Source organism: Chitinophaga sp. (genome assembly GCF_036569125.1).
Taxonomy (GTDB): domain Bacteria; phylum Bacteroidota; class Bacteroidia; order Chitinophagales; family Chitinophagaceae; genus Chitinophaga.
Genome location: NZ_DATCRF010000825.1, coordinates 1 through 4475 on the forward strand (window position 1 = coordinate 1; position 4475 = coordinate 4475).

3 protein-coding genes are annotated in these 4475 nt (G+C 46.8%); 1 reads left to right on the plus strand and 2 read right to left on the minus strand.

Translation table 11 applies throughout. The annotated features are described in order from the left end of the window. Positions 1–1212: DNA polymerase ligase N-terminal domain-containing protein (locus VIM87_RS30400; protein ID WP_332000622.1), on the minus strand; the 1212-nt coding region annotated here is incomplete at its 3' end. 201 nt (positions 1213–1413) lie between these two features. After that, positions 1414–3003 carry an alpha-amylase family glycosyl hydrolase gene (locus tag VIM87_RS30405; RefSeq protein WP_332000623.1) on the minus strand — a complete coding sequence of 530 codons (1590 nt, stop codon included), beginning with the start codon at positions 3001–3003 and terminating at the stop codon, positions 1414–1416. A 487-nt stretch (positions 3004–3490) separates the two neighbouring features. Here VIM87_RS30405 and VIM87_RS30410 point away from each other — a divergent pair, with 487 nt between their 5' ends. Then, positions 3491–4453: a lipase family protein gene (locus VIM87_RS30410; RefSeq protein ID WP_332000624.1), complete on the plus strand. Its 963-nt coding sequence runs from the start codon at positions 3491–3493 to the stop codon at positions 4451–4453. Positions 4454–4475 lie beyond the last annotated feature (22 nt).

Here is a 4475-nt window from a genome sequence, read left to right on the forward strand (position 1 = left end):
ATAAAATTCCGTGGCAGTGGTTTCAAAGCTTTCACTTTCCCGTATAATGCCTTCTTTAGGCAGTACCTCGTGCAGCAGCTCCCGTCTACGGATTAAGGGCAGTTCCATAAGATTGTGGCCATTAAGCCAAAGCAGATCGAATACATAGTACACCAGCTCTCCATCCGCTTCACTTCTCCAATTCTGCAGGTCCCCAAAACTGGTAATACCTGTGTCTCTTAGCACAGCAATTTCGCCGTCCAGCACAGCCTTTAATCCAAGCTGCTGCAGGGCCTCATGCACCGGGTAAAATTTTTCATTAAAGGGTTTATTGTTACGGGAGATGATCTCAACGTTGGAGCCGTTGCAAAGCGCTACAGCCCGGTAACCGTCCCATTTAATTTCATATAGCCAGCCTTCCTGATCAACTGGTTTATCCACCAATGTTGCCAGCATCGGGCGTATTGTTTTAGGGAATGAGGATCTCGGAGCGTCGCTTAGATCAACCTTCGACACTGCCGGCTTTTTCGCCGTTTTTTTAACGGCAGTGACAGATGTAACTTTATTTATTTTTTCTACAGCTTTCTTTCTGTTAGCTGACGGCCGGTCTTTTTCAGTTGTACCAGGTGGAATAGTTTTGCGGCCATAGATCTTATCAGGAGCTTTTTCCATTTTTGCCAGGGTTTTACCGGAGATCACCGATTTGTCTTTTAACGTAACGTCCTGGTCTGATGAATATTTATCCCGGTGTTTGATCAAAAGCCATGAATTTTCCCCCCTGCCATGCGTATGCACCAGCGCAAATTCACCATTAAGTTTTTGCCCATGCAGGTTAACTTTCAACGAGCCGGCCTTAAGCTGTTTCAAAAGCTGTTTTTCAGCTTCAACCCGCGACTTAACCGGAACAATCGGTTCATAAGTGCCATGATCCCATACAATGACAGTTCCGGCGCCATAGTTCCCTTTCGGAATAACTCCTTCAAAATCCTTATAGTCAAAGGGATGGTCTTCCACCATCATCGCCAGCCTTTTATCTGCAGGATTAAGTGAAGGGCCTTTGGGCACTGCCCAGCTCTTCAATACGCCGCCCATTTCCAGGCGGAAATCATAGTGTAGATGGGAGGCGTCGTGTTTTTGTACAACAAATATGAGTTTCCCTCCCCTGCTTTTTCCTCCAGTGGGTTCAGGCGTTTGGTTAAAACTGCGTTTCTGCTTGTATTTCTCTAAAGCCATAATTAAATCGCCTAAAAACCATGCCGGTGAACAAATAAGTATTTACTATTGAATAGCGTCACATGCCAAAGCTGAATTATTAAAATTACCGGTGAATAATAATAATGACAGTTAAAGGTTGTACACGGCGATGGGGCAATCGTAAGCAGTCCCATGCCAGTAATACAGCAGTGGGAATAAATGCGGAGCATATAGGTTATGTTAATGAAGGCGGATCAGCATTCCTTCGTCGCCATCTATACTGATAACATTGCTTACTGCAGTGCCTTCCAGCTCCGGGGCTACTGCAATTTCCACTGTGCCGCTAAACGTAAAATTATCCGGCCGGAAATAACCCGGGCGGTGCGTAAGGTTAAGCACTATCAGAAAGCTTGCGCTTCCTTCGTGATGGCGGGTGAATGCCATTATCTGGCTATCTGCATAAACAGAAACGTAAGTGCCCGCGTGCAATGCGGGCTCTTTCTGCCGTAAACGGATCAGGCGGCGGTAAAGGCTAAGCATAGAATGTGCGTCTTCCTGCTGCCTGCGAACGTTTATCCGGGCATACGCTTTATCCAGCCGGAGCCAAGGCGTGCCTGCTGTGAAGCCGGCATTTTTGTTATCATCCCATTGCATTGGAGTACGGGCCGGGTCCCTGCTAAGATTCTTATCTGGCATATTAAGGCCCTGGGGATCTTTTATTTCATCGAAGGGAATGGCTACATCGCGCATGCCTATCTCATCACCATAGTAAATAGTAGGCGTGCCCCGCAGTGTAAGCAGCAGCATGGCGGCTACCCGGGCCTGCTGATCACCAATTCGGCTGACAATACGTGGCCGGTCGTGATTACTGAGCACCCAGTTGGGCCAGCTCTGGGCGGGCAAAGCGCCTTCATAGTGACTAATGGCAACGGATATTTGCATAGCATCCCAGGGTAAGGACAGCAGCAGGAAATTAAAAGGAAGATGAGCGCCATTATTGTCCACACCATAATACATCATCAGCTCTTTGATGGGCAGATAAACTTCAGCGATCAAAACCCTTGAACCTTCGTACTCTTCCAATATGCTGCGCATTTTGCGCGTCACCTCATGTACTTCTGGCTGATCGGTAGAATAGACCGGCAACAGCTGATCAAAAGTAGGCATATGTGACGCGTAATCATCATTGGGCGGGTTATTGCGGAATTGTTCATCTTTAAAAATGAACCACAACACATCCACCCTAAACCCGTCCACTCCCCTGTTCAGCCAGAAACGCATGACGTTGAATATGGCTTCCTGCACGTCCGGGTTGCGCCAGTTGAGATCCGGCTGTTCTTTAAGGAATGAGTGGTAATAATACTGTTTTGTTTGCTCATCCCATTCCCACGCAGTGCCACCGAATACGCTCAGCCAGTTATTGGGAACTGTATCCTGCCAGATGTACCAGTCGCGTTTGGGATTATCCCGTGAGGAGCGTGATTCCAGAAACCAGGGATGCTTGCTGGAAGTATGATTGGGCACAAGGTCGAGCAGCAGTTTCATGCCACGTGCATGTACAGCTTCCTGCAGCACTTCAAAATCTGCGAGATTGCCGAACATTGGGTGTATATCCGTATAGTCACTGACATCATATCCAAAATCAGCCATGGGAGAAGGATAAATGGGGGACAACCAGATGGCATCCACACCCAGCCACCGCAGGTAATCCAGCCGTTGTAAAATGCCCTGCAGATCGCCAACACCATCCCCATTGCTGTCCTGGAATGAACGGGGGTATATCTGGTAAATGATACCTGTTTGCCACCATGCTGTAGACGCATTTGCCATTGTGTTACTATTTGTGTATACAACACAACATTTCTGCCAGAACTATTGTAGTCTGTTGGCACAAGAGGAAACGTTTTTATAGACATTGCCGTTGTAGGTTAATAGAGCAGACCTGAAAAACCTTAAAAGGCTGAGGTTCAAATGTTAACGAAAAATAACTTTGACAGAAAAAATACCAAAATTAGGAAAATGTGGGGGCCCGGCTGGTTGAAAACATCAATCTGGCAAACGAAGTACGTTAAGGTATGGGTTACATCGGACAGGGAAAACCAAGAAGTGCATTTGCACGTATATCACCTAATAAAGTGACATCATTTTATTCCCAAAACATCCTGAAGGAATATGCACAATAATTGCACCACCTCGATTGAAGGGTACAAGAGTTCCCGAAGCGCCAGGTTATGTCAGCTCGCTACGTTGATGATTCTATGTCTTCATTAAGGCCCCCTCAAATATCAATTCATTTTTCACCCTCAAACCATTTTCTATGGAATCCCAAATCAAATCTTTATCAATTTCCCTGTCAGAGGCCGTTCAGTACGCCCAATTAGTTAATCTGGCAGACATTATTTACAAACAGGCAGTAAAGGAGAACGATACGTCTGCCCAACTTAACCCTTCACTACAGGCGTATCAGAATGTCTGTAACAATCAGGACTACCATGCGCTGGTAGACAAAGACTTCATGACAGACTATAATGTATTGTACAATGTTCAGATGAATGACATTATTATCCCCGGAAAGTTTGACCTTGTCTATTACGGATTTATAGCGCAGCATAAAAGCACTCAGGACTACGTAATCGCTATCCGTGGTACAGAAAATGTGCTTGAAGCCATCGCAGACGCCTTTTTTGTCCCTACTGCTTTTAAGGAGTTTAACAACAACGGTTTGGTTCCATCCGGCTTTTACGATCTTTATGAATCAGGCCTGATCGTATCACCGCCCGATGCCACTACGCAGATTGTGCCCCTCCTGTTAAAGATTGTTGCAGCCGACCCGGTACTTATGATGCCGGATGCCAGAAATGTGCGGACAGTGGTTGCAGGTCATAGCCTGGGAGCCACGCTGGCAACCTATTACGCCGCCGCTGCCTCCGCCGGCCTGGGCAAAGGTCTGAATCTTAGTGTATATACTTACGCATCTCCGATGACCGGCGATGCCACCTTTGCCGGTATCTATAACAACAATGTAGCTGACAATTGCCGGATATATAATGTGCCGGATGTTGTTCCAAAAGTTCCGGAGTATTTCGAGAACGGGGTTAACATCTACACCCCTCTGGCCGGAGGCTATAAGATCGATTCAACCCAATACCCGCTGGTAAACCCCGGTGCTCCATGCGCACATCAGCTGCCGGTTTACCAATATGCACTTGAAAGACTTAATGGAACCGATAACCCTGACATCCTGAACTTTGGAGATGGGGGCTGTAGAGCGAGTAGCTAAAAAAAGGGGACCGTTGAAGGAA

Bases quoted from the DNA above. Each gene is read 5' to 3' on its own strand.
- VIM87_RS30410 (WP_332000624.1), top strand. From the start codon at position 3,491: ATGGAATCCCAAATCAAATCTTTATCAATTTCCCTGTCAGAGGCCGTT.
- VIM87_RS30405 (WP_332000623.1), bottom strand. From the start codon at position 3,003: ATGGCAAATGCGTCTACAGCATGGTGGCAAACAGGTATCATTTACCAG.